General features: G+C 72.1%; 26 protein-coding genes. 18 read left to right on the top strand and 8 right to left on the bottom strand.

Annotation, left to right across the window (positions count from 1 at the left end):
* Positions 1-15: 15 nt before the first annotated feature.
* A complete protein-coding gene (locus tag OHA89_RS31315) occupies positions 16-318 on the bottom strand; it encodes an urease subunit gamma (protein ID WP_215141183.1) in 303 nt (100 codons plus the stop codon).
* A gap of 288 nt (positions 319-606) precedes the next feature.
* Positions 607-1,056, bottom strand: a complete 450-nt coding sequence (locus OHA89_RS31310; protein ID WP_406367627.1) for an ATP-binding protein — start codon at positions 1,054-1,056, stop codon at positions 607-609.
* Positions 1,057-1,253: 197 nt separating this feature from the next.
* On the opposite strand from OHA89_RS31310, the gene OHA89_RS31305 reads away from it, so the two are divergent.
* Entirely contained in the window at positions 1,254-2,138 is an 885-nt protein-coding gene (locus OHA89_RS31305; RefSeq protein WP_266612523.1) for a helix-turn-helix transcriptional regulator, read from the top strand.
* A 12-nt stretch (positions 2,139-2,150) separates the two neighbouring features.
* Positions 2,151-2,372: a DUF397 domain-containing protein gene (locus OHA89_RS31300; RefSeq protein WP_215141189.1), complete on the top strand. Its 222-nt coding sequence runs from the start codon at positions 2,151-2,153 to the stop codon at positions 2,370-2,372.
* 4 nt (positions 2,373-2,376) lie between these two features.
* Here the strand turns inward: OHA89_RS31300 and OHA89_RS31295 are convergent, their stop codons facing one another.
* Positions 2,377-3,549, bottom strand: coding sequence for an 8-amino-7-oxononanoate synthase (locus OHA89_RS31295; RefSeq protein WP_266611006.1), 1,173 nt, complete (start codon positions 3,547-3,549; stop codon positions 2,377-2,379).
* 156 nt (positions 3,550-3,705) lie between these two features.
* Between OHA89_RS31295 and bioB the strand changes: the two genes are divergently transcribed.
* The 4 genes from bioB to OHA89_RS31275 all read left to right on the top strand — a co-directional run bounded on the left by bioB (position 3,706) and on the right by OHA89_RS31275 (position 7,855).
* Positions 3,706-4,959, top strand: a complete 1,254-nt coding sequence (gene bioB / locus OHA89_RS31290) for a biotin synthase BioB (RefSeq protein ID WP_406367626.1) — start codon at positions 3,706-3,708, stop codon at positions 4,957-4,959.
* Entirely contained in the window at positions 4,952-6,274 is a 1,323-nt protein-coding gene (locus OHA89_RS31285) for an adenosylmethionine--8-amino-7-oxononanoate transaminase (protein ID WP_257557468.1), read from the top strand. Before bioB ends, OHA89_RS31285 begins: the two co-directional genes overlap by 8 nt.
* Position 6,275: 1 nt before the next feature.
* Entirely contained in the window at positions 6,276-6,995 is a 720-nt protein-coding gene (bioD, locus tag OHA89_RS31280) for a dethiobiotin synthase (RefSeq protein WP_266611000.1), read from the top strand.
* Positions 6,996-7,201: 206 nt separating this feature from the next.
* Positions 7,202-7,855: a class I SAM-dependent methyltransferase gene (locus OHA89_RS31275; protein WP_266610998.1), complete on the top strand. Its 654-nt coding sequence runs from the start codon at positions 7,202-7,204 to the stop codon at positions 7,853-7,855.
* Here OHA89_RS31275 and OHA89_RS31270 read toward each other — a convergent pair.
* A complete protein-coding gene (locus OHA89_RS31270) occupies positions 7,827-8,261 on the bottom strand; it encodes a GNAT family N-acetyltransferase (RefSeq protein ID WP_266610996.1) in 435 nt (144 codons plus the stop codon). The two genes, OHA89_RS31275 and OHA89_RS31270, sit on opposite strands and share 29 nt — an antisense overlap.
* 214 nt (positions 8,262-8,475) lie before the next feature.
* Between OHA89_RS31270 and OHA89_RS31265 the strand changes: the two genes are divergently transcribed.
* From OHA89_RS31265 to mug, 5 genes are all read left to right on the top strand, one after another.
* On the top strand, positions 8,476-9,819 hold the full coding sequence (locus OHA89_RS31265; protein ID WP_266610994.1) for a hemolysin family protein: 1,344 nt from the start codon (positions 8,476-8,478) through the stop codon (positions 9,817-9,819).
* A complete protein-coding gene (locus OHA89_RS31260) occupies positions 9,816-10,841 on the top strand; it encodes a hemolysin family protein (RefSeq protein WP_257557463.1) in 1,026 nt (341 codons plus the stop codon). Before OHA89_RS31265 ends, OHA89_RS31260 begins: the two co-directional genes overlap by 4 nt.
* 58 nt (positions 10,842-10,899) lie before the next feature.
* Positions 10,900-11,691 (top strand): SGNH/GDSL hydrolase family protein, encoded by a 792-nt coding sequence (locus OHA89_RS31255; RefSeq protein ID WP_266610992.1) that lies wholly within the window; start codon positions 10,900-10,902, stop codon positions 11,689-11,691.
* A 71-nt stretch (positions 11,692-11,762) separates the two neighbouring features.
* On the top strand, positions 11,763-13,196 hold the full coding sequence (purB, locus tag OHA89_RS31250; protein WP_257557461.1) for an adenylosuccinate lyase: 1,434 nt from the start codon (positions 11,763-11,765) through the stop codon (positions 13,194-13,196).
* Positions 13,193-13,738 carry a G/U mismatch-specific DNA glycosylase gene (mug, locus tag OHA89_RS31245; RefSeq protein WP_215141251.1) on the top strand — a complete coding sequence of 182 codons (546 nt, stop codon included), beginning with the start codon at positions 13,193-13,195 and terminating at the stop codon, positions 13,736-13,738. Before purB ends, mug begins: the two co-directional genes overlap by 4 nt.
* On the opposite strand, the gene OHA89_RS31240 is transcribed toward mug, so the two are convergent.
* From OHA89_RS31240 to OHA89_RS31230, 3 genes are read right to left on the bottom strand one after another with little or no spacing between them, the layout of a single operon-like run.
* Complete coding sequence (locus OHA89_RS31240) at positions 13,735-14,172, bottom strand: hypothetical protein (RefSeq protein ID WP_257557460.1); 438 nt, start codon at positions 14,170-14,172, stop codon at positions 13,735-13,737. The two genes, mug and OHA89_RS31240, sit on opposite strands and share 4 nt — an antisense overlap.
* A gap of 40 nt (positions 14,173-14,212) precedes the next feature.
* Positions 14,213-14,962, bottom strand: a complete 750-nt coding sequence (locus tag OHA89_RS31235) for an ABC transporter permease subunit (protein WP_215141217.1) — start codon at positions 14,960-14,962, stop codon at positions 14,213-14,215.
* 27 nt (positions 14,963-14,989) lie between these two features.
* The gene (locus OHA89_RS31230; protein WP_406367623.1) at positions 14,990-15,901 is read right to left on the bottom strand and encodes an ABC transporter ATP-binding protein; all 912 of its coding nucleotides are present in this window, start codon (positions 15,899-15,901) and stop codon (positions 14,990-14,992) included.
* Between the two features lie 108 nt (positions 15,902-16,009).
* On the opposite strand from OHA89_RS31230, the gene OHA89_RS31225 reads away from it, so the two are divergent.
* The 3 genes from OHA89_RS31225 to OHA89_RS31215 all read left to right on the top strand — a co-directional run bounded on the left by OHA89_RS31225 (position 16,010) and on the right by OHA89_RS31215 (position 19,103).
* Positions 16,010-17,188, top strand: coding sequence for a sensor histidine kinase (locus tag OHA89_RS31225; RefSeq protein WP_266610987.1), 1,179 nt, complete (start codon positions 16,010-16,012; stop codon positions 17,186-17,188).
* A gap of 4 nt (positions 17,189-17,192) precedes the next feature.
* Positions 17,193-17,843, top strand: a complete 651-nt coding sequence (locus OHA89_RS31220; protein ID WP_215141230.1) for a response regulator transcription factor — start codon at positions 17,193-17,195, stop codon at positions 17,841-17,843.
* Between the two features lie 102 nt (positions 17,844-17,945).
* A complete protein-coding gene (locus OHA89_RS31215; RefSeq protein WP_257557457.1) occupies positions 17,946-19,103 on the top strand; it encodes an ROK family transcriptional regulator in 1,158 nt (385 codons plus the stop codon).
* Positions 19,104-19,198: 95 nt separating this feature from the next.
* Here the strand turns inward: OHA89_RS31215 and OHA89_RS31210 are convergent, their stop codons facing one another.
* Positions 19,199-19,981 (bottom strand): GntR family transcriptional regulator, encoded by a 783-nt coding sequence (locus OHA89_RS31210; protein WP_266610985.1) that lies wholly within the window; start codon positions 19,979-19,981, stop codon positions 19,199-19,201.
* A 297-nt stretch (positions 19,982-20,278) separates the two neighbouring features.
* On the opposite strand from OHA89_RS31210, the gene OHA89_RS31205 reads away from it, so the two are divergent.
* The 4 genes from OHA89_RS31205 (at position 20,279) to OHA89_RS31190 (ending at position 26,271) form a co-directional block, all read left to right on the top strand.
* Entirely contained in the window at positions 20,279-21,133 is an 855-nt protein-coding gene (locus OHA89_RS31205; protein WP_406367621.1) for an alpha/beta fold hydrolase, read from the top strand.
* A 106-nt stretch (positions 21,134-21,239) separates the two neighbouring features.
* Positions 21,240-22,808, top strand: a complete 1,569-nt coding sequence (locus tag OHA89_RS31200; protein WP_406367619.1) for an alkaline phosphatase D family protein — start codon at positions 21,240-21,242, stop codon at positions 22,806-22,808.
* Positions 22,809-22,956: 148 nt separating this feature from the next.
* On the top strand, positions 22,957-24,381 hold the full coding sequence (locus OHA89_RS31195) for a GNAT family N-acetyltransferase (protein ID WP_406367618.1): 1,425 nt from the start codon (positions 22,957-22,959) through the stop codon (positions 24,379-24,381).
* 186 nt (positions 24,382-24,567) lie between these two features.
* Positions 24,568-26,271 carry a DUF885 domain-containing protein gene (locus OHA89_RS31190; RefSeq protein WP_406367617.1) on the top strand — a complete coding sequence of 568 codons (1,704 nt, stop codon included), beginning with the start codon at positions 24,568-24,570 and terminating at the stop codon, positions 26,269-26,271.
* Positions 26,272-26,305 lie beyond the last annotated feature (34 nt).

The raw sequence follows: 26,305 nt of genomic DNA, 5'->3' as shown, positions 1-26,305 counted from the left end.
GGCGGGTACTCCCCCTCAGACGATCGGATCGTGGACGGTGACGAGTTTGGTGCCGTCCGGGAAGGTGGCCTCGACCTGCACGTCGTGGATCATCTCGGGGATCCCCTCCATGACCTCCGCGCGGCCGAGCACGGTACGGCCGGAGGTCATCAGCTCGGCCACGGTCCGCCCGTCGCGGGCGCCTTCGAGGATGTGCGAGGTGATCAGAGCGATCGCCTCGGGATGGTTGAGGCGGACCCCGCGGGCCCTGCGCTTCGCCGCCACGTCAGCGGCCACGTGGATGAGCAGTCTTTCCTGCTCGTGCGGTGTCAGTTGCACACGTATCACCAAGTTTCCGGGACAAGATCAACATCGCGCCGGGGCGACCCTATCGACCGTCAACACCCTGTTGACCTGCGAATATCAGAGCCAAGCAAGTCTTGCCCAACGCAGAGAAAGGCTTTCCGTCCCGACCACCGCCGCTTTACCGGATCATGGGTGATCTTTGGCGGACGAACGTGGTGCCACGCTAGGCGCCGCGCTTTTCCGTTGAGTTAACCCACGTTTCGGGAAGGCACCCGGTTCAACTCACAGGCCCCTGAAACTTGATTCCGTATACGGCCGGTGTCAGCAGCCGGTGGCGGTCCTCGCCGGCGTGCCGACCGTCCAGGGCAGCGCGATCCAGACCGTCTTGCCCCCGTCCTCGGTGGGCCTGACCGAGAGCCGGCCGCCCGCTTCCGCGGTGAGCCACCGGATGATGACCATGCCCCGGCCGTTGTCCTGCTGGACGGCGGCCGGAAGCCGCTTGGGCCAGCGGGGATGGCTGTCGGTCACGCCGATGCGCAGCCACTCCTCGCGCTCCAGCCTGATGTCGACGGTGAAGGTGGGCGACTGGCCGAAGGTGTGCTGCACGGCGTTGGTGGCGAGCTCCGAGACGATCAGCCGGACACTGTCGGCGGTGATGTCGTCATCGGAAAGTCCCCATTCACCCAGGACCTCCGCGACGTAGCGTCGGGCAGTGGCGACCGAAGCGGGATCGCTCGGCAGAGTGACGGATGCTTCCTGGTGATCTGCCATGGCGACGGTCCCTTTCCCACCGGGGTCAAGCCGCCCCGGATCTGTGCTGGACGCCAGAGTGCCACCCATCGTCCCGGCGTTTCTCCCGTTCCCCCAAGATATGCATATATCTGTCGCTCAATGCGGTGAACTCTGCTACGGAAGAGCGTATTTGGACGGCAGACTGGTGCGAGCTGTGCCGGTGGAAGGAGGCGGGTGTGCAGCACGGTCCCGCGGTGCGTCGGCGCAAGCTCGGCGAGGAACTGCGTGCCCTGCGCGACCGGTCCGGTCTCACGAGTGGTGAGGCGGCCCGGATCGCGGGATGGCACCAATCGAAAATCAGCCGCATCGAGACGGGGCGCAGCGGGGTCAAGCCCGAGGACATCCGCCTGCTCCTCGACGTCTACGGGGAGATCGTGAGCCTCGAACAGCGTGCGCTGTTGGAAGCCCTGTCGGCCTCCGCGGCCGGTCCGGGTCCGGGCGGCGACACCGGGCGCGGCCGCCAGTGGTGGCACGACTACCGGGGGCTGCTGCCACAGGAGTACCGGGACTTCATCAGCCTGGAGGCAGGCGCCCGGTCGGCGCGCACGGTGGAGCTGTCCGTGGTTCCGGGGCTGCTGCAGACCCCCGGATACGCGCGGGCGGTCACCCGGGCCGCGCTGGGCGGGCTGCCGGAGCCGAAGGTGGACGCGCTCGTCGAGGTGCGGCTGGCGCGTCAGAAGGTGCTGCGGGCCGATCCGCCGCTGGAGCTGAGCGCCGTACTGGACGAGGCGGTGCTGCGCCGGCAGATCGGCGGACCCGGGGTGATGGCGGGGCAGCTGCGACACCTGGTGGAGGTGGGGCGACTGCCTCAAGTGCGGCTACAGGTACTGCCGTTCAGCGTAGGGGGCCATCTCGGCCTCACCGGTCCGTTCGTCATTTTCTCATTTCCGAACATCGCCGATCTGGATGTGGTGGTACTCGACCATTTGACGAGTAGCCTCTATCTGGAGCGGAAGGAAGACCTTGAGGCGTACAGCGCCGCGTTCCGCACCATCCAGGCGCACGCACTCCCGCCCCAGGACTCGTCGGATCTCATCAGCTCACTTGCTGACGACGCGTAAGGAGGCACCCCCGTGTCCGCAACCCCCTTATCCATCAGCGGACTTCTGATCAGCGCGCGGTGGCGGCGGAGCAGCCGCAGCACCGGAATGAACAACTGCGTGGAAGCTGCCGTCCTCGGCGGCGGCCTGCTGGCCGTCCGCGACTCCAAGCGGACGGACGGCCCGGCCGTACTCTTCACCGGGCCGGCCTGGGACGGCTTCCTCGCGAGCGTACGAACGGACGTGCCCGTCTGACCTCCTACCGGTCCGTGGCTCCGGCGGGAGCGGTCCGCAGGATCGTCCCGACCGCCTGATCGATCTCGTCCCCCGTGAGATCGGCCCGGGCGGTCAGCCGCAGCCGGGAGATGCCGTCCGGTACCGACGGCGGCCGGAAGCACCCCACGGACAGACCTGCCTCCCGGCAGTCGGCGGCCCAGCGCAGTGCCGCCGAGGCCGACGGGGCCCGTACCGACACCACGGCCGCGTCCGGCCGGGCCGCGGTCAGGCCGGACGCGGTGAGCCGCCCGTACAGCCGGTCGGCCACCTCGCGGGCGCGGGCGGCGCGCTCCGGTTCCCGCCGGAGCAGGCGCAGGCTCGCCAGCGCCGCGCCCGCGGCGGCCGGGGCCAGCCCGGTGTCGAAGATGAAGGTGCGCGCGGTGTTGACCAGGTGTCGGATGACTTTTGCCGGACCCAGCACGGCGCCGCCCTGGCTGCCGAGGGACTTCGACAGCGTGAGCGTGGCCACCACCCCGGGCGCGCCCGCGAGTCCGGCGGCGTACAGCGCGCCGCGGCCGCCCTCCCCCAGCACGCCCAGGCCGTGCGCGTCGTCCACGAGCAGGGCCGCGCCCTCGTCACGGCAGGCGGCCGCGTAGCCGGCGAGCGGGGCGGCGTCCCCGTCGACGGAGAACACCGAGTCGGTGACCAGCAGCGCCCGGCCCTCGTGCGCGGCGAGCGTCTTGCGCGCGGTGTCCGGGTCGGAATGCGGAACCACGGCGGTCTCGGCGCGCGAGAGGCGGCAGCCGTCGACGATCGAGGCGTGGTTCCCGGCGTCGGAGACGACCAGCGTGCCCCGGTCGCTGAGCGCGGTGACGGCGGCGAGGTTGGCCGCGTACCCGGAGGAGAGGACCAGCGCGGCCTCGAATCCGCAGAAGGCGGCGAGCTCCCGCTCGAGCTCCGCGTGAAGCTCGGTCGTGCCCGTCACGAGACGGGAGCCGGTGGCTCCGCCGCCCCACCGTTCGGCCGCCTCCCGTGCGCCGCGGACGGTCTCCGGATGCCGGGACAGCCCGAGGTAGTCGTTGCTCGCGAGGTCCAGCAGCGGGGAGAGCGCCGGCCGCGGCCGCAGCGTACGGACGAGCCCCGCCTCTTCCCGGGCGCGTTCCGCGTCATCGATCCAGGCGAAGACGTCCACCGGATCGGGAGTGTGCTGGGGCATCGGCAGATCCTCGTGTTTTGTCGGCAGTCCACAGACCTGCCCGACCCTAGCTGGCGTGACTTGAGTGCCAGGTGTGGTGATACACACACTCCCATCCGGCCATGTTGTGCGATCTCTCCTTGGCCGGGAGTGGTGGTGTGGTCCAGGATCGGCGTCATGGACCTGCTGAACACCCTGGTGGACAAGGGGCTGCGGCGCGAGCTGCCGACCCGCGAAGAGGCGCTCGCCGTACTGGCGACTTCCGACGACGAACTGCTCGACGTGGTGGCCGCGGCCGGCAAGGTGCGCCGCCAGTGGTTCGGGCGTCGAGTCAAGCTGAACTACCTGGTCAACCTGAAGTCGGGCCTGTGCCCCGAGGACTGCTCGTACTGCTCCCAGCGCCTGGGGTCGAAGGCCGAGATCCTCAAGTACACGTGGCTGAAGCCGGAGGAGGCCTCCCAGGCCGCCGCCGCCGGTGTCGCGGGCGGCGCGAAGCGGGTCTGCCTGGTCGCGAGCGGCCGCGGGCCGACGGACCGGGACGTGGACCGGGTCGGCAAGACGATCGCGGCGATCAAGGAGCAGAACGAGGGCATCGAGGTCTGCGCGTGCCTCGGCCTGCTCTCGGACGGCCAGGCGGAGCGGCTGCGGGACGCGGGCGCGGACGCCTACAACCACAACCTCAACACCTCCGAGGCGACGTACGGGCAGATCACCAAGACCCACACCTACGCCGACCGGGTCGACACCGTGCAGAAGGCGCACGGCGCCGGCCTGTCCGCGTGCTCCGGTCTGATCGCGGGCATGGGCGAGACCGACGAGGACCTGGTCGACGTCGTCTTCTCGCTGCGTGAGCTGGACGCGGACTCGGTCCCGGTCAACTTCCTGATCCCCTTCGAGGGCACCCCGCTGGCCAAGGAGTGGAACCTCACCCCGCAGCGCTGTCTGCGGATCCTGGCGATGGCGCGGTTCGTCTGCCCCGACGTCGAGGTCCGGCTGGCCGGCGGGCGCGAGGTGCACCTGCGCTCGCTGCAGCCGCTGGCTCTGCACGTGGTCAACTCGATCTTCCTGGGCGACTACCTGACCAGCGAGGGCCAGGCCGGTCAGACCGACCTCGACATGATCGCGGACGCCGGTTTCGAGGTGGAGGGCGCCGGTACGTCGACCCTTCCCGCGCACCGCTCCGACGTGGCGGAAGCGGCCGGCTCCGGGGGCTGCGGTTCCAACGGCGGCGCCTCCCTCTGCGGTTCGGGCGCGGGTGCGGCCGACGACGCCCCGACCGCGGGCTGCAGCTCGGCGTGCGGCGGCTGCTCCGGGCACGGGCACGCGGACGCGACGCCCGTACCGGCCCAGGCCGAGGCCGGCGAGGTCCGGTCGGACCTGGTGGCGGTACGCCGTCGTGGCGCGGGGACGGACATCGCTCCCAATGCCTGATCAGGTTCCTCCGCTGTCGGCCGGCGCGGAACTCCTCGCCCTGGACCGGCAGCACGTCTGGCACCCGTACGGCCCGATGCCCGGGCGGCAGGAGCCGCTGGTCATCGCCTCCGCCTCGGGGGTGCGCCTGCGGCTCGCCGACCCGTCCCAGGGGCAGGGCCACGAGGAGCTGGTCGACGGCATGTCCTCCTGGTGGTCTGCGATCCACGGCTACAACCACCCGGTGCTGAACGAGGCCGCGACCACCCAGCTCGGCCGCATGTCGCACGTGATGTTCGGCGGGCTCACCCATGAGCCCGCCGTCCGGCTCGCCGCGAAGCTCGTCGAGATCACCCCGCCGGGGCTGGAGCACGTCTTCCTCTCCGACTCGGGCTCGGTGTCCGTCGAGGTCGCGGTCAAGATGTGCCTGCAGTACTGGCGTTCGCTGGGCCGGACGGGCAAGACCCGGCTGCTGACCTGGCGCGGCGGCTACCACGGTGACACCTGGCAGCCGATGGCCGTCTGCGACCCCCAGGGCGGCATGCACGAGCTGTGGCAGGGCCACCTGCCGCGGCAGGTCTTCGCGGACGCACCGCGCGGCGGCTTCGACACCCCCGTGGACCCGGCGTACGCGGACCACCTGCGCTCCCTGATCGCCGCGCACGCCGACGAGCTGGCAGCGGTGATCGTGGAGCCGGTGGTGCAGGGCGCGGGCGGCATGCGCTTCCACCACCCGGACCACCTGCGGGTGCTGCGCGAGTTGTGCGACGAGTACGGGGTCCTGCTGATCCTGGACGAGATCGCGACGGGCTTCGGCCGCACCGGCGCGCTCTTCGCCGCCGACCACGCGGGGATCACCCCGGACGTGATGTGCCTGGGCAAATCACTGACGGGCGGTTACCTCACGCTGGCGGCGACCCTGTGCACGGAGCGGGTGGCCGACGGGATCTCCCAGGGCGAGGTCCCGGTGCTCGCGCACGGGCCGACCTTCATGGGCAACCCCCTGGCGACGGCCGTGGCGCTCGCCTCGATCGAGCTGCTGCTCGGGCAGGACTGGGCGACCGAGGTCAAGCGGATCGAGGCGGGTCTGCGCGAGGGCCTCGCGGCCGCGGCCGGACTGCCCGGCGTCAAGGACGTACGGGTCCTGGGCGCGATCGGCGTGGTCCAGCTGGACCACGAGGTCGACATGGCGGCGGCCACCGCGGCCTCGGTCCGGGAGGGCGTCTGGCTGCGCCCGTTCCGGGACCTGATCTACACCATGCCGCCGTTCGTCACGGGCGACACGGATGTCGCCCGGATCTGCCGTGCGGTGTGCGCCGCGGCGCGGGAAGGCTGAGATGTCCGTACTGGTCGTGTCCGGTACGGGCACGGAAATCGGCAAGACCGTGGTCACGTCGGCGATCGCGGCCGCGGCCGTGGCCGCCGGCCGCTCGGTGGCGGTGCTCAAGCCCGCCCAGACGGGTGTCGGCCCGGACGAACCCGGGGACGCGGCGGAAGCGGTGCGGCTGGCCGGACCCACCGTCACGGCGGTGGAACTGGCCCGCTATCCGGAGCCGCTGGCCCCGGACACGGCGGCCCGCCGGTCCGGGCTGCCCACGCTCTCCCCGTCCGACATCGCCGAGGCGGCCCGGAAGCTGTCCCTCCACCACGACCTGGTCCTGGTGGAGGGCGCGGGCGGGCTGCTGGTCCGCTTCGACGAGGCGGGCCACACCCTGGCCGACGCCGCCGTCCTGCTGGGCGCCCCGGTGCTGGTGGTTGCCGCGGCGGGCCTCGGCACCCTCAACTCCACGACCCTGACGGCGGAGGCCCTGCGGGCGCGGGGCCTGACGGCGCTGGGCGTGGTGGTCGGCAGCTGGCCCTCGTCCCCGGACCTGGCCGCCCGCTGCAACCTGGCGGACCTCCCGAAGTCCTCCGGCGCCCCCCTCCTGGGCGCGATCCCGGAAGGCTCGGGCACCCTCTCCCCGCCCCTCTTCCGCACCTCGTCCCCCACCTGGCTCTCCCCCACCCTCTCGGGCACCTGGTCGGCGGACTCCTTCCTGAACACGTGGCCGGCGTAACGGCTGTCCCCGCCGCCCCATCCAGCCCCGCCGGCGTTTGAGATGGGGGTCCCCCCGGACGGAGTCTGGGGGAGGGTCCGGGGCGGAGCCCCGGCAACGGCGCCGCACCCGCGGCACGGCATCCACAGCGGCAGGGATGAGCGCCAGCGGACCGGGCACCCTGGAGGTACGGGCACGTACGCCCCCCACCGCCCGGGAGGTCTGCCATGCCGCCACGCCGCGACCCGGTCCACCACCCCCTCTTCGCCCGCTTCTACGCCCGCGCGAGCAAAACGGCCGAGACCCGCGGCGGCATCGCCGCCCTGCGCCGCGAGCTCCTCGCCGGAGTGTCCGGCCGCGTCATCGAGATCGGCGCCGGGAACGGCCTGAACTTCCCGCACTATCCCCGCGCCGTCTCCGAGGTCGTCGCCGTGGAACCGGACCGCACCCTGCGCCGCCTGGCCACGCAGACGGCCCAGCGCGTCGAGGTCCCGGTGGACGTCGTACCCGGCGCCGCCGAGGCCCTTCCGGTCAAGAGCGAGGCCTTCGACGCCGCCGTCGCCTCTCTGGTGCTGTGCTCCGTACGGGACCTGCCCCGCTCGCTCGCCGAACTGCACCGCGTACTGCGCCCCGACGCCGAGCTGCGCTTCTTCGAGCACGGCCTCGCACCCGGCCCCGGCATGGCCGCCGTCCAGCGCGCCCTGGACCGCACCGTGTGGCCGTTCCTCTTCGGCGGCTGCCACACCGCCCGCGACCCGCTCGCCGCGGTGGAGGCGGCCGGGTTCCGGATCGTCTCGCAGCGCAGCTTCCGGCTGCCCGAGCGCGGCCCGGCCCTGCCCACGTCCTACTGCGTCATCGGGTCGGCACGCCGAGTGGCTTGACCCAGCGGGTCCACTGCTCCTGCGGGTGGTAGCCGGCGGCGTCCCACGCCCGGTGCGCCGATTCGTTCCGGTCGAGCACCATCGCGTCCCCGCGCCGCCCCCCGAGCGCCTCGAAGTGCTCCTCGGCCGCGGCCAGCAGGGCGGTCCCGATGCCCTGCCTGCGGTGTCCGGGGTGCACGGCGAGCCGGTACAGGTGACAGCGCCAGCCGTCGAAGCCCGCGATCACGGTGCCGACGAGTTCCCCGTCGCGGCGGGCGAGCAGCAGGGCGTGCGGGTCGCGCTCGTGGAGCCGCTCGACCCCCGCGAAATCGTCGCTGATACTCGTTCCCTCGGCGGCGGCCTTCCAGAAGTCCAGTACCGCGGTGAGATCGGCCGCCGAAGCAGGGCCGATACGAAGATCGCTCATGCCCGGATCCCATCATCCGAGCCCGCTCCGCCAAAAGAATGATCCTCCCTCTTTGCCCGTCCTTTACCATGGGGGCAAAGATCCTCCTGATTGAAAGGTGTGAGCGTCCGCCCATGGGCGAGCCCCCCAGTCCACGACATACCCGCTCCCCCCGTTCGCGACATCGCGCGACACCCCGCCTCCTGGCCGATCCTGGGACGGAGGTGATCGACCGATGACCGAAGTGCTCCTGCTCGTCGTGGCACTGCTGCTCTGCCTTGCCTGCGGGGTCTTCGTCGCGGCCGAGTTCTCGCTGACCACGGTCGAGCGCAGCGAGCTCGAACAGGCCGTCGAGCGAGGTGAGCGCGGAGCTGACAGCGCGCTGGCCGCCGTCCGGACCCTGACGTTCCAGCTTTCCGGCGCCCAGCTCGGCATCACCGTGACCGGCCTGGTCATCGGCATGATCTCGAAGCCATCGATCGCCGCCCTGCTCCAGGGCCCGTTCGAGGCCATGGGGCTGTCGGCCGCTGCCGCTTCCTCCACCGCCCTGGTGCTCAGCACGGTCGTGTCGACCGTCGTCCTGATGGTCGTCGGCGAGCTGGTGCCCAAGAACTGGGCGATCTCCTCCCCGCTGGCGATCGCCAAGCGCGTGGCGACGGCTCAGCGGGTCTTCAGCCGGTCCTTCAAGCCGCTGATCAGCCATCTCAACACCACCGCGAACCACATGGTGCGCCGGTTCGGGTTGGAGCCAGCCGAGGAGCTGGCCTCCGCGCGCACCCCGCAGGAGCTGGTCGCCCTGGCGCGGCACTCCGCGAAGGCGGGCGCGCTGGAGAAGGACACCGCCGAGCTGTTCGTGCGGACCCTGAACCTCGCCGACCTGACCGCGGAGAACGTGATGACCCCGCGCGTCCAGGTCACCGCCCTCGACCTGCAGACGACGGCCGAGGACGTGGCGAACGCGACGCTGGCCACCGGCCTGTCCCGCTTCCCGGTCTACCGGGGCAGCCTCGACACCGTCGTCGGCACCGTCCACATCAAGGACGTACTGGCCCTGCCCGCCGAGGAGCGCCGCCACCGCCCGGTGTCCCAGCTGCTGCGCGAGCCGCTCCTGGTACCGGAGTCGCTGACCGTTGACCGGCTGCTGGACCGGCTGTCCGGCAAGCAGACGATGGCCGTGGTCATCGACGAGTACGGCGGCACCGCGGGAGTGGCGACGCTGGAGGACATCGTCGAGGAGGTCGTCGGCGAGGTCCGCGACGAGCACGACCCGCACGAGACCGCGGACCTGGCCCCGGCCGGTACGGACGAGGACGGGCGCCTGCTGTATTCCGCCGACGGGGCGGTCCGCACCGACCAGCTCCGGCGGATCGGACTGCGCGTGCCGGAAGGCCCGTACGAAACTCTGGCCGGGCTGATAGCGACCGAGCTGGGCCGGATCCCGGCCGTCGGCGACAGCCTGGAGCTGGACGGCTGGCAGCTGGACGTGGAGGACGCCGGCGGGCGGCGGGCGGCGCGCGTACTGCTGCACGTACCGCCCGAGCCGGGCGCCGAGAACAAGGACGGGGAGAAGGGCCGATGACCGCGATCCAACTGCTGATCGGCCTGGCGACCCTGGTCGTGAACGCCTTCTTCGTCGGCGCGGAGTTCGCGCTGATCTCGGTCCGGCGCAGCCAGATCGAGCCGTACGCCGAGCAGGGCGACCGGCGGGCCCGCGCGGTCCTGTGGGGCCTGGAGCACCTATCGGCCCTGATGGCGGCGGCCCAGCTCGGCATCACCCTGTGCACGCTGGTGCTGGGTGTGGTGGCCGAGCCGGCCATCGCACATCTGCTGACCCCGCTGTTCGACCTGGTCGGGGTACCGGCCGGCGTCACCCACGCCATCTCCTTCGTGGTCGCCCTGGCGCTGGCGACGTACCTGCACATGCTCTTCGGCGAGATGGTGCCGAAGAACGTGGCGCTGGCCGAGCCGGTGCGCACCGCGCTGCGGCTGGGGCCGCCGCTGGTGACCCTGACGCGGGGGCTGCGGCCGGTGATCTTCGCGATCAACGCCTTCGCCAACGCCCTGCTGCGGCTGCTGCGGGTCGAGGTGAAGGACGAGGTCGCGGCGACCTTCTCGGACGACGAGCTGGCGCGGATGGTCAAGGACTCCAGCAACGCGGGACTCCTGGACGACCGGGCGAGCGAGCGCCTGTACGACGCCCTGGAACTGGGCCGGCGGCCGGTCACCGATGTGGTGCTGCCGGCGGACCAGGTGGTGTCGGCGCGGGAGGGCATCACCCCGGCGAGCCTGGAGCGGCTGTCGGCGGAGACCGGGTACTCCCGTTTCCCGGTGATCGACGCCCAGCACCGGATCCTGGGCTACCTGCACGTCAAGGACGCCCTGGACGCGCAGGCGGAGGAGCGGGACGAGGCGTTCCCGGTGTCGTCGCTGCGGCCGATCGCCCAGGTGCGGGCGGAGACCCCGCTGGACGACGTGCTGACCGCCATGCGGCGCAGCCGTACGCACCTGGCCGCCGTGCTGGGACCGGACGGCGCCATGACGGGCCTGGTCACCATGGAGGACGTGCTGCGCGAGCTGTTCGGCAGGCCGGCTTCCACCTGACGGATGTGGTCCCCGGCCCTGCGGGGCCGGGGTACTGCGCGGTAGCATCGCTCCCGCCATGGAGATGAATGCGTCTTACACCAGTTTCGTCGCGGTCGGCGACTCCTTCACCGAGGGGATGTCCGACCTGCTCCCCGACGGCTCCTACCGCGGCTGGGCCGACCTGCTGGCCGCCCGCCTCGCGGCGCGCGAGCCGGACTTCCGCTACGCGAACCTCGCGGTCCGCGGGAAGCTGATCGGGCAGATAGCCGAGGAGCAGGCTCCGGCCGCGGCGGCCATGGGCGCCGACGTGGTCACGCTGGTCGGCGGGCTGAACGACACCCTGCGCCCCAAGGTGGACATGGGCCGGGTACGGGGCCACCTGGAGGCGGCCGTGGAACTCCTCGCCCCCTCCTGCAAGCACCTCGTCCTGATGCGCTCCCCGGGGCGCAACGGGCCGGTCATGGAACGCTTCCGTCCGCGCATGGAGGAGCTCTTCGTCCTCATCGAGGAGCTCGCCGCGCGGCACGGTGCCCTGGTGGTCGACCTGTACGGGGCTCCCGCGCTCGGCGACCCCCGCATGTGGGACGTCGACCGGCTGCACCTGACGGCCGAGGGCCACCGCCGGGTGGCGGAGGCCGTCTGGCAGACCCTGGGCCTGCCCGCCGAGCAGGACTGGCGCACGGAACTGCCCGCCGCGGCGCCCCCGGGTTGGGCGGTACGCCGGTCCCAGGACCTGAGCTTCGCCCGGCAGCACCTGCTCCCCTGGGTCGGCCGCCGCCTGACGGGCCGCTCCTCCGGGGACGGCCGCCCGGCCAAGCGCCCGGAACTGCTCCCGTACGAGCCCGTGGCACGGGATCGTCTCTCGTAGCAAGGCACAATCGGGGCCGGTGTCCCTACCTGCGTAAACACACAGCGGCAGCCCAAGTAGAATCCATCCACGTGACTGCCAAGCCCCGCATCCCCAATGTCCTGGCCGGCCGCTACGCCTCCGCGGAGCTCGCCGTCCTGTGGTCCCCCGAGTACAAGGTGACGCTGGAGCGGCGGCTGTGGCTCGCCGTGCTGCGCGCCCAGAAGGACCTCGGCATCGAGGTCCCCGACGCGGCCCTCGCCGACTACGAGCGCGTCCTGGAGACGGTCGACCTCGCCTCGATCGCCGAGCGCGAGAAGGTCACCCGGCACGACGTGAAGGCCCGCATCGAGGAGTTCAACGCCCTCGCCGGTCACGAGCACGTCCACAAGGGCATGACCTCCCGCGACCTCACCGAGAACGTCGAGCAGCTCCAGATCCGGCTCTCGCTGGAACTGGCCCGTGACCGGACGGTCGCCGTCCTGGCCCGCCTCGGCAAGCTGGCCGGCGAACACGCCGAACTGGTCATGGCCGGTCGCTCGCACAACGTCGCCGCGCAGGCGACCACCCTGGGCAAGCGCTTCGCGACGGCAGCCGACGAGCTGCTGGTCGCCTACGACCGCCTGGAGAACCTCCTGGAGCGCTACCCGCTGCGCGGGATCAAGGGCCCGGTGGGCACCGCCCAGGACATGCTCGACCTGCTCGGCGGCGACGCGGCCAAGCTCGCCGACCTCGAGCAGCGGATCGCCTCCCACCTCGGCTTCGCCCAGGCCTTCACCTCGGTCGGCCAGGTCTACCCGCGCTCCCTCGACTACGACGTGGTCACCGCCCTGGTGCAGCTGGCCGCGGCTCCGTCCTCGATCGCCAAGACGATCCGCCTGATGGCCGGTCACGAGCTGGTCACCGAAGGCTTCAAGCCCGGCCAGGTCGGCTCCTCCGCGATGCCGCACAAGATGAACACCCGCTCCTGCGAGCGTGTGAACGGCCTGATGGTCATCCTGCGCGGCTACGCCTCGATGACCGGCGAGCTGGCCGGCGACCAGTGGAACGAGGGCGACGTCTCCTGCTCCGTGGTCCGCCGCGTGGCCCTGCCGGACGCGTTCTTCGCCTTCGACGGCCTGCTGGAGACCTTCCTTACGGTCCTCGATGAGTTCGGCGCCTTCCCGGCGGTCGTCGCCCGCGAGCTGGACCGCTACCTGCCGTTCCTCGCGACCACCAAGGTCCTGATGGGCGCGGTGCGGGCCGGTGTCGGCCGCGAGGCCGCCCACGAGGTCATCAAGGAGCACGCGGTCGCCTCCGCGCTAGCCATGCGCGAGCAGGGCGCCGAGCGCAACGAGCTGCTGGACAAGCTGGCCGCCGACGAGCGGATGCCGCTGGACCGGGCCCAGCTCGACGCCCTGATGGCCGACAAGCTGTCCTTCACCGGCGCCGCGGGTGACCAGGTCGCGGCGGTGGTCTCCCGTATCGAGGCGATCGCCAAGCAGCACCCGGAGGCCGCCGGGTACGCGCCGGGGTCGATCCTCTGACCCCCGACGAGCTGAACGCCGCCCGTGACCGCGTCCTCCCGGACGTGGTCGCGGGCGGTTTGCGCGTGCTCTTCTGTGGCATCAACCCCGGTCTCCTCTCCGCCGCGACGGGCCACCACTTCGCCCGCCCCGGCAATCGTTTCTGGCCCGTCCTGCACCTGTCCGGCTTCACTCCCCGCCGCCTGGACCCCGCGGAGCAGGAAGAACTGCTGACCTACCGCCTCGGCATCACCAACGTCGTGGCCCGCGCCACGGCCCGTGCCGACGAGCTCACCGCCGAGGAGTTCCGCGAGGGCGGCCGCATCTTGACGGCCAAGGTGGAACTGCTCCGCCCGCAATGGCTCGCGGTGGTCGGCGTCACCGCCTACCGCACCGCCTTCGGCGAGCGGAAGGCACAGATCGGCCCTCAGGAGCGGACCATCGGCTCCACCCGCGTCTGGGCCCTCCCCAACCCCAGCGGTCTCAACGCCCACTGGACCGCCGAGTCCATGGCCCAGGAATACGCCCGCCTCCGCGCGGCCGCCGAAGCCCCCGAAGCCTAGGGCGGGTCGATGACCGTGACCCCTGCCATCAACAGGTAGGGGTCGCCCTCGTCCCACTGCGCCACGTAGGCCACCAGCCAGTGGTCGCCGGCCCGCCACAGGTGCACATGGTCGGTGCTGTTGCTCAGCTCGTCCCAGGGCTCCGGTATCTCCTCGCCGTCGAACCCGCGGTCCCTCAGCGATCCCAGGCTGAAGATCTGCGGATCTCCCCACCGGTCGGTCAGGGCCTGGGTGAGCGCCCCGTACTCGGCGTTGATCTGGTCTGCCGCCTCGGTCCGGCCCGCGCCGCCGTCCTCCCAGAAGTCCGCGGTCCGGCCGACCGGGACCAGGTGGTAACCCGGGCCGCTGCTCTGCCCGCCGGACCAGACCGGCTCGGCGGGGAACTCCCTCGCCCGGAGCCGGTCGATCGTGTCGAGATGCTCTGCCGTGGTCATACCGTCAGTATCCCGACCGCCACTGACAACTGGCCCGCGGTCACGCGTCCCGGCGCCGCACCGCCAGCCAGCCGCCGAACACCGCGGCAGCGGCCCACAGCGCCATCACGCCGAGGCCAGTCCAGGGACCGAGACCGTCCTGCGTCTGCGAGTGCATCACCATCTGCCCGGCACGGTCCGGCAGGAACTGGGCCACGCCGCCCGAAGCCTCGCCGACGATGAACGAGACCAGCAGGACGAAGGGTATGAGCAGGCTCAGCACGGCCGTTCCGCTCCGCAGCACCGCGGCCAGTCCGGCCGCGAACAGGGCCATCAGCGCCAGGTAGAGCCCGCAGCCGACGATGGCGCGATAGGTGCCCGGGTCGCCGAGCTCGAGGGCGTAGGGACCCATGAACGCCTGGCCGCCGAGGAAGGTGACCAGCGCGGTGATCTGACCGATGAGCAGGGCCAGTCCGCCTACCATCGCCATCTTCGAGAGGTAGAACCGGGTGCGGTTCGGCACGGCGGCCAGCGAGGTGCGCAGAGCGCCGTTCTGGAACTCGCACGACAGCGCGCCCGCGCCGAAGGTCATGGCGGCGATCTGTCCGAAGACGAGTCCGTAGTAGGCCGCGTAGAGCGGGTCCGGTCCCATGCTGCCTGCTTCGGCCTGGCCGATCGCCGCGGCAGTCAGGACCTGGATGCCCGAGGTGGCGGCGAAGATGGCTATCAGCGCCCCGAAGCTGCCGCGCAGGGATCGTATCTTGATCCATTCCGAGTGCAGGGCGGGGACGGTGGGCAGAGCGGCGCGCATGGCGATGCCTCCTGAAGGTAGGGAAAGTCAGCGGGTTGCGGTGAACTGCGCGTGATCGGCTGTGAGATCGAGGTACGCCTGCTCCAGCGAGGCGCGCTCGTCGGAGAGTTCCAGCATGGGGATGCCTTCGCGGGCGGCCAGGCCGCCGAGCTGTTCCGCCCGTATGCCTTCGACGGTCCAACGCCCGTCGTCCGCGGTCACCATCTCGAAGCCGTCGCGGGCCAGTGCGGCCCGCAGCCGGATCGGGTCGGACGTGCGCAGGCGCACCCGCTGGGTACTGCGGGCGTCGATGAACTCCTCCATCGAGGTATCGGCCAGCAGCCTGCCATTGCCGAGCACGACCAGGTGGTCGGCGAGCGCCGAGGTCTCCGACATCAGGTGGCTGGAGACCAGGACGGTGCGTCCTTCGGCGGCGAGACCGCGCATCAGCTCACGGATCCAGATGATGCCCTCGGGGTCGAGGCCGTTGGTCGGCTCGTCCAGCAGGAGCACCCCGGGGTCGCCCAACAACGCTGCGGCTATGCCGAGTCGCTGGCGCATGCCGAGCGAGAAGGACTTGATCCGCCGCTTGGCCACGGAGGCTATCCCGGCCTGCTCCAGGACCTCGTCCACCCTGCGCATCGGCACACCGCCGGCCGCGGCGAGAAAGCGGAGGTGGTCGCGGGCAGTGCGCCCGCCGTGCGCAGCCTGCGCGTCCAGGAGCGCGCCGACCCGGTGCAGCGGGTCCGGGAAGTCCGGGTAGCTCCGGCCGCCGATGGTGGCCGTGCCGGATGTGGCCCGGTCCAGGCTCAGCAGCAGGCGCATCGTGGTGGACTTCCCGGCGCCGTTGGGGCCCAGGAATCCGGTGACCCGCCCCGGCAGGACGTCGAAGGTGAGGCCGTCCACCGCACGGTAGGTGCCGTACTCCTTGGTGAGTTCTCGGATCTCGATCGTGTTCATGCCTCAAGATTCGCCGCCGGCCCCACCCCCTGCCCTCCCCCACGCGGGGGGATCGTCTCCCCCGCACGGGGGAGACGTGACCCGACAGCCAACTGCCACGATGAGGACATGTACCGATTGCTTCGTGCGCCCCTTCGCGGGGTCACGTACACCCGCTGGCTGCACCTGCTCGTGCCCGTACTCATCGTGGCCGTCTGGCTGTTCATAGAGCCGGCCTGGCCGTGGATGCCTGCCCTGATCGTCGCGCCGTTCGGGCTGCTTCCGTGGGTGCGGCTGGCCGAGGGATTGCAGGCCCAGTTCCTGCTGACCCCGCACGAGCGCGGCCGGCACGACGGGTCCATCAGCACTGTGCCGTCGGCCCGGTGGGGGGATCGCTGGCGGACGGTCGCGTGGCTTGAGATACGTCTCGTGCTCGCCGGCGTGGCGATGATGGCCTCCGTGTGGCTCCCGGTCATCACGGTGGAGCTCGTCCTCACCGGTGCTGGGCAGTCCCTTGCCGGGGATGACGTGATCCTGCCCATCGTCCCGCCCCGCTGGCTGGCCATCCTCCTCGTGCCGGTACCGGTGGTCCTCCTGCTGGTCGTGGTGGTCCTGCTCGGCGAGGCCGTCACGGCCATCGCCGCCAGGCTGCTGGGGCCTTCGGCCGCCGAGCGGCTCACCGCGCTGGAGGCGCGTACCGAGCAGCTGCTGGAACGGACGCGGATCGCGAGGGAGTTGCACGACTCCATCGGGCACGCGCTCACCGTGGCGGTCGTCCAGGCGGGCGCCGCCCGGGCCGCGGGCAACCCGGAGTTCACCGACCGTGCCCTGTGCGCGATCGAGGAGACCGGCCGGGCCGCGCTGGAGGATCTGGAGCGGGTGCTGCTGGTGCTCCGGGAGTCCGCTCAGCCCCCCTCGCAACGGCCCACCCTCGCCGACGCGGACCGGCTGTTGAACTCGGCGCGGGCCTCGGGTTCCCCGGTGGACGCCGAACTGTCGGGTCCGCTCGAGCAGTTGCCGGGTCCCGTGACCCGCGAGGGATACCGGATCCTTCAGGAGGCGCTGACCAATGTGCTGAGGCACTGCGGCCCGGTGCCGGTCCGGGTGCGCATCGAGGCGGCTGTGGGGCGACTGGAACTGGAGGTCGTCAATCCGCTGCCGGACGGTCCCGCGCTGATGACGGGCAAGGGCAGCGGACTGCGCGGTATGCGGGAGCGTGCCGCACTGCTGGGAGGGGAGGCCGAGACCGGGCCGAACGAGGGCAACTGGAGGGTGCGCGCCCGGCTTCCGCTGGAGCGAATACGCTGACCGGATGCCGGTTACCGTACTGCTCGTCGACGACGAACCCCTGGTGCGCGCGGGTCTGCGCGCCGTCCTGGAAGCTCAGCCCGACATCGAAGTGGTGGGTGAGGCGGCCGACGGCGCCTCGGTCGTCCCGCTCGTACGGCAGCTGCGGCCCGACGTGGTGGCGATGGATGTGCGGATGCCGCTGCTCGACGGGATCGAGGCGACCCGGGCGGTCCTGCGGTCGGTGGACTCCCCGCCGAAGATCCTGGTGGTCACGACCTTCGAGAACGACGAGTACGTCTACCAGGCGCTGCGGGCCGGCGCGGACGGGTTCCTGCTCAAGCGGGCGCGCCCCTCGGAGATCGTGCACGCGGTACGGCTGGTGGCGGAGGGCGAGACCCTGCTCTTCCCGGCCGCGGTGCGGGCGCTGGCCGCGGAGTACGGCAACCGCCAGGCCCGGGCCGCGCTGGAGCGGGCGGCCCTGACCGAGCGGGAGGAGTCGGTGCTGCGGCTCATGGCGCGGGGGCTGACCAACGTGGAGATCGCCGGCGAGTTGATCATCGGTGCGGAGACGGTGAAGTCACACGTCAGCGCGATCCTGGCGAAGCTGGGGGCGCGCGACCGGACCCAGGCGGTGATCACGGCGTACGAGTCGGGCTTCGTCGCCCCGGCCTGAGAGGAAGGGCACATTCCGGCCGATGAAGGGGCCACTTCTCGCCGCCGTGGCGGGTGCGCAGTACGATCCGGCTGACAGGCTCGCCGGCTGGGAGGACACACGTTGGGGCAGCTGACCGGCGGGGACCCCTCCCTGCTGCGGCGGATCAACTCCGCCGTGGTGCTTCGGGCACTGCGCGCGGCCGAATCGCCGACCCTCACCGATCTCACCCGGGTGACCGGGCTCTCCCGGCCCACCGTCGAGGGAGTCGTCGAAGGGCTGATCGGAACCGGACTCGTCGTCGAGGCAGACGCCGAGGAAGGCGCGCGCCGGCAGGGGCGTCCTGCGCGAAGGTTCCGATTCCGGGCCGAGGCGGGCCACCTGCTCGGCATCGAGATCGGCTCGCACCGGGTCGCGGTACTGCTGTCCGGGCTGGACGGGCGGGTCATCGGCGCCGGTACCAAGGAGGTCGCCGAGGCGGCTTCGGCCGACGAACGGCTGGAACGGGTACGGGCGGCGGTCGCGGACCTGCTGCGCCGCGCCGGCGTGCCGCGCGACTCCCTGCGGGCGGTCGGCGTCGGCAGCCCCGGGATCGTGGAGGCGGACGGCACGGTCCGCCTCGGCACCGCGCTGCCCGGCTGGACCGGGCTTCCGCTCGGGGATCGGCTGCGGCGCTCGTTCCGCTGCCCGGTGCATGTGGAGAACGACGCCAACGCGGCGGCGGTCGCCGAGCACTGGAAGGGGGCCGCGCGGGACACCGACGACATGGTGTTCGTGATGGCGGGGCTCAGCCCGGGCGCGGGCTCGCTGATCGGTGGCCGGCTGCACCGGGGCTTCGGCGGGGCGGCCGGTGAGATCGGCGCCCTGCACCTGCTGGGCCGGGAGGTCACTCCCGAGAGGCTGCTGTCCACCACCGGCGAACCGCTGCACCCGCTGGACGAACCCGCCGTCGCCGAGGTCTTCGCGATGGCCCGGCGGGGCGACGAGCGCGCGGTGGCGGCCGTGCAGCGGTTCATCCAGCGGCTGGTCCACGATGTGGCGGCGCTGGTCCTGGCGATGGATCCGGAGCTGGTCGTCGTCGGCGGCTGGGCGGCCGGCCTGGACGGGGTGCTGGACCCCCTCCGCCAGGAGCTGGAACGCTACTGCCTGCGTCCGCCCAGGGTGGCCCTCTCGCTGCTCGGCGAGGCCGCGGTGGCCACCGGGGCGCTGCGGCTCGCGCTCGACCACGTCGAGGAAGAGCTCTTCGCGGTGGAGAAGACGGTCACGGCCCGCCGCCCCTGACGACCCGCCGGCCGGGAGGCAGGGGCTGCCGGCGGGGGGTGTCTCAGGGTGGGTCGGGCTGGTTCAGGCCGGGTCGGGCTGGTTGTCGGGCTCGTTCAGGAGGCGACGCGCGGCTCGTGGGTGATCTCGACGTCACCCGAGTCGCCGAAGGTCAGGCGGCAGGTGTCGGCGCGGTAGGTGGCCACCGAGACGGCGGCCGTGCCCGCGGCGGTGAAGTACCGCGTGGTGACCAGGAGGACCGGGGCGCCGGGCAGCCGGTCCAGCTCCTTGGCGTCGTCGGCCCGGGCGGAACCGAGCTCCACGGAGCGGTCCTGGCCGTCCAGGACCAGCCGCTGGAGCTCGCGCAGGACGGCTCGGGCGCGGGCGGGTCCGGCCGGGGCCTCGATGCCGGTGAGTCCGGGTACGGAGGCGGCCGGGACGTAGAGCAGTTCGGCGGCGACGACCTGGCCCTGGGTGACCCGGGTCCGGCGGACCGTGTGGACGGGCTGGTCGGCGGCAAAGCCCCCACCCGTTCCCCCGCCCGCGACGAGAAGCCTGAGGACCGCGGCCGACGGCAGGCCCTCGCCCGCGTCCACCGGCTCCCAGCCGTCGACGGCCTCACCGGGCCAGCTGTGCTGCGCACTGCCGACGGCGACGCCGACGCGCGGCGGGGCGACCGTGGTACCGACGCCGCGGCGCCGCTGCAGGCGGCCTTCGAGCTCGAGCTGCTCCAGCGCCTGACGCAGGGTCGCGCGGGCAACTCCGAAACGGGCTGCGAGTTCACGCTCGTTGGGCAGCACCTCGCCGACGGCGAAGTCCTGGTCGAGCGCTTCGCTGAGGACGGTCTTGAGGTGCCAGTACTTCGGCTCCGGCACCGTTTCGAGCTGCGTGGTCCCCACCCTGAATCCTCCTGCCATCGCTGCACTCGCCGTGTGTTCCAGCGGCAGTTCCGCGCCCTTGTTTATTAAAGGTTCCTGCACTATCCCTGCGACGATAGGACGGTGCACCCCCTTGGTCAAGACCAATGCTCATGCCTTTGCCGGGCAGACCGGGCATACGTATCAAGCCGTTCACGGGATGTTCTCGTGCACCCGGAACGTCCCAAAGGCTTGTAGTCAAGGCCTACCGGGCGGTAATCATGGCGGTGGGTACTACTGACAGCCTGTCTCGTACGCGTCCACCCGACGAGGAGCAGCATGACCGCCACGGTCTCGTTCACCATCGATTCGCCGCTGGGCCCGCGCAACGCCAACGTCGCCTACGAGCGCAAGGGCGCGGGCGAACCGCTTCTTCTGCTGCACGGCATAGGCCACCACCTCCAGGCCTGGCACCCCGTGACCGACATCCTGGCCGCCGAGCACGACGTGATCGCCGTCGATCTGCCCGGCTTCGGCGTCTCGGAGCCGCTGCCCGACGGGGTCCCGTACGACCTGGGTACCGTCGCCCCGGCCCTGGGGGCGCTCTGCGCCGCGCTCGGCGTCGAGCGCCCGCACGTGGCGGGCAACTCGCTCGGCGGCCTGCTCGCGCTCCAGATGGGCCGGATAGGCCTGGCCCGCTCGGTCACGGCGCTCTCCCCCGCCGGGTTCTGGACCGAGGGCGAACGCCGCTACGCCTTCGCCACCCTCCTCGCGATGCGCGCCGGCGCCAAGGCACTGCCCCGCCCCGCGCTGGAGCGGCTCTCACGCACCGCCGCCGGCCGGACCGCGCTCACCGGCACCATCTACGCCCGCCCGGCCCGCCGTTCGCCCGAGGCCGTGGTCGCCGAGACCCTCGCCCTGCGCGATGCCACCGGCTTCGAGAAGACCCTGGCCGCGGGCGGTTCCGTACGGTTCACCGACGACGTTCCCGGCCTGCCGGTCACCATCGCCTGGGGCACCCGCGACCGGCTGCTCCTGCGCCGCCAGGGCGTGCGCGCCAAGCAGACCGTCCCCGGCGCCCGGCTGGTGCGACTCCCGGACTGCGGCCACGTACCGATGAGCGACGATCCCGCGCTGGTCGCCCGGGTCGTCCTGGACACGGCCCGTAGCACGGCAACTCGTACGGCTGCCTGAGCCGCTGACGGCTGTTCATCCGAGGTTCGCGTGGGAGACGCGGCCGGGCCGGTGTGCGGCGGCACGCTGGTCCGGCCCGATCTCGCCGCCCCCTGGAGACACACCGATGGCACCGAACCCGCACACCCGACGGACCCTCCTCGGCGGTTCCCTCGCCCTGTCCACCGCGCTGCTCGCCGCCCCGGCGCTCGCCGCCCCCGCCTTCGCCCGCTCCGGGCGGCCGCAGGCTCTCTGGGGCGTCCAGTCCGGCGAGATCACCGCGCACTCGGCCACGGTATGGACCCGCTCCGACCGCCCCGCGCGGATGTACGTCGACACCTCCCCGAGCGAGGCGTTCCGCTACGCCGTACGCCGCCACCGCGGCCCGCTGCTCGGCCCGTCCGGCGATTTCACCGGCACCACCGTCCTGCGCGACCTGCCGCCCGGACAGCAGGTCCACTACCGGGTCGTCCTGGCCGACCCCGACGACCCGCGCCGCACGGGCGAGCCGGTCTGCGGCACCTTCCGCACCACCCCCGCCTCCCGCCGCCACGACGTGCGCTTCCTGTGGTCGGGCGACCTGGCGGGCCAGGGCTGGGGCATCAACCCCGACCTCGGCGGCTACCGCGTCTTCGAGGAAATGCGGCTGCGCGACCCCGATTTCTTCCTCTTCAGCGGGGACACGATCTACGCCGACGGGCCGATCCAGCCTTCCGTCCCGCTGCGCGACGGCAGCGTCTGGCGCAACGTCACCACCGAGGAGAAGTCGAAGGTCGCCGAGACCCTCGCCGAGTTCCGCGGGAACTTCCGCTACAACCTGCTCGATCGCAACCTGCGCGACTTCAACGCCCAGGTCCCGGTCCTCGCCCAGTGGGACGACCACGAGGTGCGCAACAACTGGTATCCGGGCCAGCTGATCGAGGACCCCCGCTACACCGTCCGGGAGGCCGACGTCCTCGCCGCCCGGGCCCGCCAGGCCTTCGGCGAGTACTTCCCCGTCACCGACCTGCGCGGCGGCCGCGCCGAGGGCCGGATGTACCGCGTGATGCGCTACGGTCCGCTGCTCGACGTCTTCGTGCTCGACATGCGCACCTACCGCAACGCCAACTCCCCCGGCACCCAGACCGAGGACCCCATCGGCATCCTCGGTCCCGAGCAGCTGGCCTGGGTCAAGCGCGAGCTGTCGCGCTCGCGCGCCACCTGGAAGGTCATCGCCGCCGACATGCCGCTGGGCATCGTCGTCGCCGACGGGGCGGCCAACTTCGAGGCCGTGGCCCAGGGCGATCCCGGAGCGCCGCTGGGGCGCGAGCTCCAGATCGCCGAACTCCTGCGCCACATCAAGCACCAGCGCATCACCGGCACCGTGTGGCTCGCCGCCGACGTCCACTACACGGCCGCCAACCACTACGCGCCCGAGCGGGCGGCCTTCACCGACTTCGCACCGTTCTGGGAGTTCGTCTCCGGCCCGATCGGCGCGGGCGGCTTCCCCGCCGGGCGGCTCGACGCCACCTTCGGCCCGGAGACGGCGTACGTGCAGTCGGCCCCGCTCGCCAACATGTCACCCTCGGAGAACCCTCCGTACTACGGCGAGGTCGACATCGACGGCACCGGCGGAGAGCTCACCGTCCGGCTGCGGCGCCAAGGAGGAGGCGTCCTGTTCACCAGGACGCTCCAGCCCGGCCGCGTGGGTCAGTGAGCACACGAAGCGCCGACCCACCCCACCCACCCCCTCCGAGTGTCGGAAATAACCTGGAAAACTGGGTGAAATCGACCAGATGGACACTTAACCCATCGGTCACAGATCGTTCGTGATCACGCAACACCCCTACGTCACAGTGGTGTGCATGACTGACCGTAATGTTGCCCCTGCCCAGCGTCTCCACCGGCACCACTGGCGTCGCGACGTCGTCGAACTCGCCGCGCTCTTCTGCGCCGTCGCGGTCGCCGACGCCATCGCCAATCTCGTCGTGCACGGCCCGAGGGGCCCGATCCTGCTGGTCGCCTCGGCCGTCGCACTCCTGGTCACCGCGGCCTTCCACACCTGGTGGGCACGGCGCCACAGCCATGCGCCCCCGCCGGACGGCACAGCGCCCAGCGATACGCCCCCGGCCACCGCCCCCGGCGCGACCGTGGCCACCGCCGCCCTGTGGCGGATGCGCACCACTGTCCGTGACGAGCCCGGCTCCCTGGCGGCGCTCTGCACCGCCCTCGCCCGCAACGGCGTCGACATCCTCACCCTCCAGACGCACCCGCTCCCCGAGGGCGGCACCGTCGACGAGTTCCTGTTGCGCGCTCCGCAGCAGCTGGCCTCCGCCGATCTCAGCCGCGCCATCTCCCGGGCCGGCGGCCACAGCACCTGGATCGAGCGCGCCGACGCCCACGACCTGGTCGACACCCCGACCCGCGTACTGGGCCTGGCCACCCGGACCGCCCTGGACGCCGCCGAGCTCCCGCTCGCACTGCGCCAGCTGCTGGGCCGCTGCACCATCCACTCCATCCCGGCGACCACCCTCTCCGGCCGCCCCAACTCCGGCGCCGACGCCCCGGTCGAGGGGGTCCTGGAGGCCACGGTCATGCGGCTGCGCGACCCCTCGGGCGGCGCGATCACCGTGGAACGGCCCTACCTGCCGTTCACCCCGACCGAGTTCGCCCGCGCCCGCGCCCTGGTCGAGCTCGACGCCCGCCTCGGCCCGCGCGTGCCCCGCAGCCAGGACGTGCTGACCCTGCCCGAGGGCAACGAGATCACCGTGCGCCGCGCCGACGGCTCCGACCAGGCGGCGGCCCGCGCGATGCACGACCGCTGCTCCGAGCGCACCCTCGGCCTGCGCTACCACGGCCCCGTCGCCGACGCCGACCGCTACCTCGGCCACCTGCTGAGCCCCCGCTTCGGCCGCACCCTCGCCGCCACCACCGCCTCCGGCAAGCTCGTCGCCCTCGGCCACCTGCTCTGGGACGGGGACGAGACCGAAATCGCGCTGCTGATCGAGGACGAGTGGCAGCGCCGCGGCGTCGGCTCCGAACTGCTGCGCCGGCTCATCTCGATGGCCATCGAGGCCGGCTGCGACAGCGTGTACGCCGTCACCCGGGCCTCCAACACCGGCATGGTCGCCGCCATGCGCGGCCTGGGCCTGCCCCTCGACTACCAGATCGAAGAGGGCACGCTGGTGATCACGGCCCGGCTGGATGCCACCCCGGTCAGTTCGCGGCTCCCGTACGAGCTCCCGTACGAGCTCCCGCGCGAGCAGCAGAGCCCCCGCCACGGCCACTGACCCCGCGCCGTACCGGCACCGACCCCGACGGGCCGGCTCCGAGCGGCACGCCCCGGTCCCCCTCGCCCGGACCGGGGCGGACCGGGGCGGACCGGGCCGCCCGGAGGTGCCGCCCGCCTTCTCACGTCAGCAGGCCGGCGTCAAACGGTGATGACGTGGCCCCGTCTCGCATACGAAGATGGCCCCATGTCAGAGACCCTCCACAACGGCAGCGACACCAGGCTGCCCCGCCAGGTGGCCGACGCGTACGTCGACGACCTGATCACCCTCGACCCGATCACCGGTACCTACCTCGGTGTCGCCGCGAGCTCCGGCAAGCTCCCGGACTTCTCCCCGGCCGGCCGCGCTGCCGTCGCCGAACTCTCCCGCACCACCCTCGCCCGCCTCGACGCCGCAGAGCGCCTCCCCGGCGCCGACAGCGACGCCGAGCGCCGCTGCGCCCGCCTGCTGCGCGAGCGCCTCACGGCCGAACTCGCCGTCCACGAGGCCGACGAGGACCTGTGCGCGGTGAGCAACATCCACAGCCCCGTGCACTCCGTCCGCGAGGTCTTCACGCTGACCCCCGCCGACACCGACGAGGACTGGGCCGCGATCGCCGAGCGGCTGCGCGCCGTACCGGCCGCGATCGCAGGTTACCGGGAGAGCCTGGGCCTCGGTCTGGAGCGGGGCCTGTACGGCGGCCCGCGCGCCACCGCCACCATGATCGGCCAGCTCGCCGCCTGGGCCGGCCAGAACGGCGACGAGCCCGCCTTCTTCGAGGACTTCGCCTCCGCCGGCCCGGAAGCCCTGCGCGCCGAGCTCGACGAGGCCGCGACCGCCGCGACCGCCTCCGTCGCCGAACTGCGCGACTGGATGGAGTCGGTGTACGCCCCGGCCGTCGAGGGCAAGCCGGACACCGTCGGCCGCGAGCGGTACGCCCGCTGGTCGCGGTACTTCAACGGCACGGACCTGGACCTGGACGAGGCGTACGCCTACGGCTGGTCCGAGTACCACCGGCTGCTCGGCGAGATGAAGACCGAGGCGGCCAAGATCCTGCCCGGCGCCGGCCCCTGGGACGCACTGCGCCACCTCGACGAGCACGGCACCCACATCGAGGGCGTGGACGAGGTCCAGGCCTGGCTGCAGGGCATCATGGACGAGGCCATCGAGAACCTCGACGGCACGCACTTCGAACTCGCCGAGCGGGTACGGAAGGTGGAGTCCCGGATCGCCCCGCCGGGCGGCGCCGCGGCTCCGTACTACACCGGTCCCTCGGAGGACTTCTCCCGTCCGGGCCGCACCTGGCTGCCCACCATGGGCCAGACCCGGTTCCCCGTGTACGACCTGGTCTCCACCTGGTACCACGAGGGCGTTCCGGGTCACCACCTCCAGCTCGCGCAGTGGACGCACGTCGCCGACCAGCTCTCCCGCTACCAGGCCACCGTCGGCATCGTCAGTGCCAACGCCGAGGGCTGGGCGCTGTACGCGGAGCGGCTGATGGACGAGCTGGGCTACCTCAAGGACGCGGAGCAGCGTCTGGGCTACCTGGACTGCCAGATGATGCGGGCGGCGCGGGTCATCGTGGACATCGGCATGCACCTGGGCCTGGAGATCCCGGCGGACTCGCCGTTCCACCCGGGCGAGAGGTGGACTCCCGACCTCGCGCAGGAGTTCTTCGGCCTGCACAGCGGCCGGCCGGCGGACTTCGTCGAGAGCGAGCTGACCCGGTACCTGTCGATGCCCGGTCAGGCGATCGGGTACAAGCTGGGCGAGCGCGCCTGGCTGCTGGGCCGGGACAACGCCCGGGCCGCGCACGGCGATTCCTTCGACCTGAAGGCCTGGCACATGGCGGCGCTGTCGCAGGGTTCGCTGGGGCTGGACGACCTGGTGGACGAGCTCTCGAAGCTCTGATCCCCGCCACCCGGACGGCCACCCGGACGGGCCG

Origin of the sequence: Streptomyces sp. NBC_01546 (assembly GCF_045208355.1) — a bacterium.
Lineage (GTDB): Bacteria > Actinomycetota > Actinomycetes > Streptomycetales > Streptomycetaceae > Streptomyces.
Note: the sequence above shows the minus strand (reverse complement) of the source record. Positions and strands in the feature narration are given on the sequence as shown.